This window comes from Peribacillus sp. YIM B13482 (genome assembly GCF_042787975.1).
Taxonomy (GTDB): domain Bacteria; phylum Bacillota; class Bacilli; order Bacillales; family DSM-1321; genus Peribacillus; species Peribacillus simplex_A.
In genome coordinates this window covers 1-3,810 of the sequence record NZ_JBHZPF010000120.1, presented here as the reverse complement: position 1 = coordinate 3,810, position 3,810 = coordinate 1, and the positions used below count along the sequence as shown (strand labels likewise).

The window sequence follows — 3,810 nt, the reverse complement described above, 5'->3', positions numbered from 1 at the left end:
GCAGTCTTAACAGTATTATTTTGTATAGTATATGAATATGAATCTTCCCGTGAGTAAGTAAAGAGAAGAATATTAATCAACAAATGATTTTAAGAAAAATGAACCCTTATATAGCAAAGAGTTTTCAAATTTATTGAATTAGTATCTTCTTCGTTTATCTTGGCATCTCAAGAATAAAGAAAACGACACAATAGTATAGACAGGCTGTCGAGAAAATCTATATAAAATGTGAAGATTTACACTTAAACTAACAGGTGCTTTAGTTCAATAACAGGGGTTGCTGCGGCAACCTTTTTCTTGTGGAACTAACAGGGCAGTTTAGTTTAAGAGCGCTGTTTGATCTTTGTTCAACAATTGGGCCATTTAATCGAATAAGTGTATATTTGAAATAAAGCTGCACTGCTTTGAAAAAACTCTGTATATAAGCGTGCGTTTGTTGAACAAGAAGTAAAAGGGGTGATACATATTATACATGACTAATATGTATCACCCCTTTTTGTAACTTTGTATGATTTTAGGTCTTGAAAAATTTCAAGCAACATAAAAATCGGTATTATTTCTCTCTAATCTGCTCCGTTAGACGGTAGGTTATTACCCAATACAAAAGGGACAAAGCGCTGACAGAGGCACCAAATAGACATACTCCGATCCATCCATAGTTTGCGTATATATTGGTTGAAACAATTGAACCGATGGCACTGCCGATGGAATAAAAAATCATGTAAGCAGCAGTAAGTCGGCTTCTCGCCTCAGGACGCACTGTGAAAATCATACTCTGATTGGTGACATGTACTGCTTGCACAGCCAGGTCAAGAAAGATAACGCCAATAACTAATGCGATCAGTGAGTGTTCGGTAAAGCTGATTAGGAACCATGATGCTAGCAATAAAACTAGGGCTATGCAGGTTGTTCGCTGTCCTAAACCTCGATCAGCCAGACCCCCAGCACGAGCAGCAGCTAATGCTCCGGCAACTCCAGCAAGACCAAACGCTCCAATAGCGGTATGTGAAAGAGAGTATGGTGGAGCACTGAGAGGAAGCACCAACGAAGTCCACAATGTACTAAACGCGGTAAAAATCAGCAGAGCCAGTACTCCGCGGATGCGTAGGATTCGTTCTTGCATGAACAATGTGAGCACCGAACGAAGCAGCTGCGGATAGGATAGTGACTCTCTTTCGCTTTCATCACGCGGGAGTACTCGGAACAACACGCCAGTCATGATGAGCATCATGGCGGCAGAAACTAGATAGACCGAACGCCAACCGGCGAGATCGGTTAGTACACCAGCGAATGTTCGTGCGAGCAGAATGCCGATCACGACTCCACTTTGCACCAAGCCGACTATACGTCCACGCTCGGCTGGGGCAGCCAAAGTCGATGCGAACGCTACGAGCACCTGAGTCACCACAGCAAGCAGTCCGACCGCAGCTAACCCCGTGATAAGCACTGTGATGATGGGGGCGATGCCAACCACAATCAGAGACAACACGGATAAAAGCATCTGACCGATGATTAGCCGACGTCGATTCAGTAGATCACCGAGCGGTACTAGCAGTAGCAGTCCTAGCGCGTAACAAAGCTGAGTAATGGTAATGACAACGCCGATGGATGAATGGGCGATACCGAACTCGGTCGCCAGAGAGTCTAGCAACGGTTGTGCATAGTATATGTTGGCGACAGCCATCCCACAGGCTGTTGCAAACAATAGTGCCATATAGCGAGTCATGGGTGATCCTGATACTATTTGTAACTGAACCGTTTTCGTATCATGATCTTCAACTTTAATTGTTGTTTTTTCTTTAACCTTCACCTTTACCATTACTTACATCCCCTTTTTGTACTTAACAGTATAGTGTATCGTTCGGTATGAAATAATTCCTTGTAAGGATAACCAACAAAACGTTTTGATGTCAAGTAAGTTATGCAGTTATTTGAATGATGTCCTTGAAAGAATCATCACAATTTGACAATAGGACTTTAATTAAATAAAATCATAATATACCGATTGGTAATTAAAAGGAGGATTAATTATCCATGAATCAAATACCGGGGAATAACGAATTAACTGAAATATCTGGGGGCGATTCACCATCTCCAAAATTCCTACAGACAAACGAACAGATTATAAAAAGCTTCTTTGAAGTTGTCAGATCAGGTTGCAATCCCGAACAAGCTAAGTTTTTTATGGCGAAAGAGGTAAGAGCACATCAAGTGAATTCAGAAAGCATGGTGACAATTAAAAGGTCACCTGAGAATTATGCTGATCATATAAGAGAAATGATAGATTCATGGGGGAAATTTAAAATTGAAATTCAAGAATTAATTTCTCAAAATCAAAAAGTTCATGTCAGATGGAAGCAGACAGGAATGCATATTGGAGAGTATGAGGGTTATCTGCCTACAAATAAAGAGGTTATTGAAATAGGTAGTGCCGTATACCTATTAGAGGATCGAAAAATAGTGGAATACTGGATTCAAGTGGACAGATTCGGAATCATTGAGCAAATAAAAAAGAATCAAGAACAAGATTAATTATCTAGTGAAGAAATTTTGTTTTTTGAAATGAGGGATTTATTATGGTTCGACAACGTGAATTTGATGAGGAAAAAGCGTTGGATGATGCTATGTTGCTTTTTTGGGAGAAGGGGTACAAGGCTACTTCGCTAAGCGATTTGACTGCCAAAATGGGGATACAACGACCAAGCTTATACTCAGCTTTTGGAGACAAAGAGAAATTGTTTGAGGCTGCATTACGCAAATATACAAAGCTACATGCTTCCCATATTCGAACAAAAATTCAAAACAATCTATCTGTAAAGGAAGCATTTCAAACATTTTTTGAAGATTTGGTGGAAGAGGAATATAAAGAAAGTCCGAACAAGGGATGTTTTTGCATTAATACAATGGTGGAACTTGCCCCTCACGATGAAAAATTTGAAATCCTTACAAGGGAGCATCAGATGTATCTTTCGATCATATTTCAAGAAACGATTGTCCGAGGTATTCGCTCAGGTGAGCTCGAAAGCAGCCTTAATGCTAAAGTTTTAGCACAGACACTAGTCGTTTCATTAATCGGACTTACCGTGTTAATGAAATCTCGTCCAGAGCGTTCATTTGTAGAAAATTCTGTAGCGATGATATTATCATTATTAAAATAAATTTATCAAAATTCCAGTTTTATCAATCATGTCAGTCTCTGTGAATAAAGGGGGTTTGTATAAAGCCCAATCTATAAAATCGATTGCAGCTGTAATGCTAATTTTTATTAACCAGTTTCGGCAAGTTTTTTTAATAAAAGAATGATTCATTAATTATATTAAAAGCGTATTTTGATCAATCTTTTTTCAAACACGCTTTTTCTTCGTTTATCAAGGTTATTAGTATCAATTTGATCAAACTTTATTTAAAGCAACAATACCATTGAGTTTTCACCTGATATTTTTGTAATTAGTTAACAGCGATACTAACTAATATTAGTAAAGTATTCTTCAATTAAAGGGAGCGATTCTTTAATAAAAATCGATTTTCTTAATGAACTCCCTCAGTTTAATAGATAATGCTCACGAATACTCGCTTATTCGCAGGATTTCAAACCACATGGTATTGGTTACTTTAGATGAACGAAAGAGGGAGGACCGTTTTGATAAGATGAGGGCAGATTGAAATAGGGGATCGAATGAAAATCCCATATTATTACATATGCTGCAAGCATTTTCCACGCTGCCGCTGCCCCTGGAGGCTTTCCCTCCCATGTCTCAACGGGTCATAATCCTATGCCCTTTCATTCCTTCGTCATACCTATCCAAGGGG

At 39.0% G+C, this 3,810-nt stretch carries 3 protein-coding genes; 2 read left to right on the top strand and 1 reads right to left on the bottom strand.

What is annotated here, in order from left to right; all coding sequences use genetic code 11:
* Positions 1-553: 553 nt before the first annotated feature.
* Positions 554-1,726, bottom strand: coding sequence for an MFS transporter (locus ACFX4L_RS25090; protein WP_377406627.1), 1,173 nt, complete (start codon positions 1,724-1,726; stop codon positions 554-556).
* Positions 1,727-2,034: 308 nt separating this feature from the next.
* Between ACFX4L_RS25090 and ACFX4L_RS25085 the strand changes: the two genes are divergently transcribed.
* Positions 2,035-2,532 (top strand): ester cyclase, encoded by a 498-nt coding sequence (locus tag ACFX4L_RS25085; RefSeq protein WP_377382134.1) that lies wholly within the window; start codon positions 2,035-2,037, stop codon positions 2,530-2,532.
* Positions 2,533-2,576: 44 nt separating this feature from the next.
* On the top strand, positions 2,577-3,158 hold the full coding sequence (locus ACFX4L_RS25080; RefSeq protein ID WP_377382131.1) for a TetR/AcrR family transcriptional regulator: 582 nt from the start codon (positions 2,577-2,579) through the stop codon (positions 3,156-3,158).
* Positions 3,159-3,810 lie beyond the last annotated feature (652 nt).

Excerpts from the sequence above, each read along its gene's own strand:
- ACFX4L_RS25090 (WP_377406627.1), bottom strand. The coding sequence starts at position 1,726 with ATGACTCGCTATATGGCACTATTGTTTGCAACAGCCTGTGGGATGGCT.
- ACFX4L_RS25085 (WP_377382134.1), top strand. The coding sequence starts at position 2,035 with ATGAATCAAATACCGGGGAATAACGAATTAACTGAAATATCTGGGGGC.
- ACFX4L_RS25080 (WP_377382131.1), top strand. The coding sequence starts at position 2,577 with ATGGTTCGACAACGTGAATTTGATGAGGAAAAAGCGTTGGATGATGCT.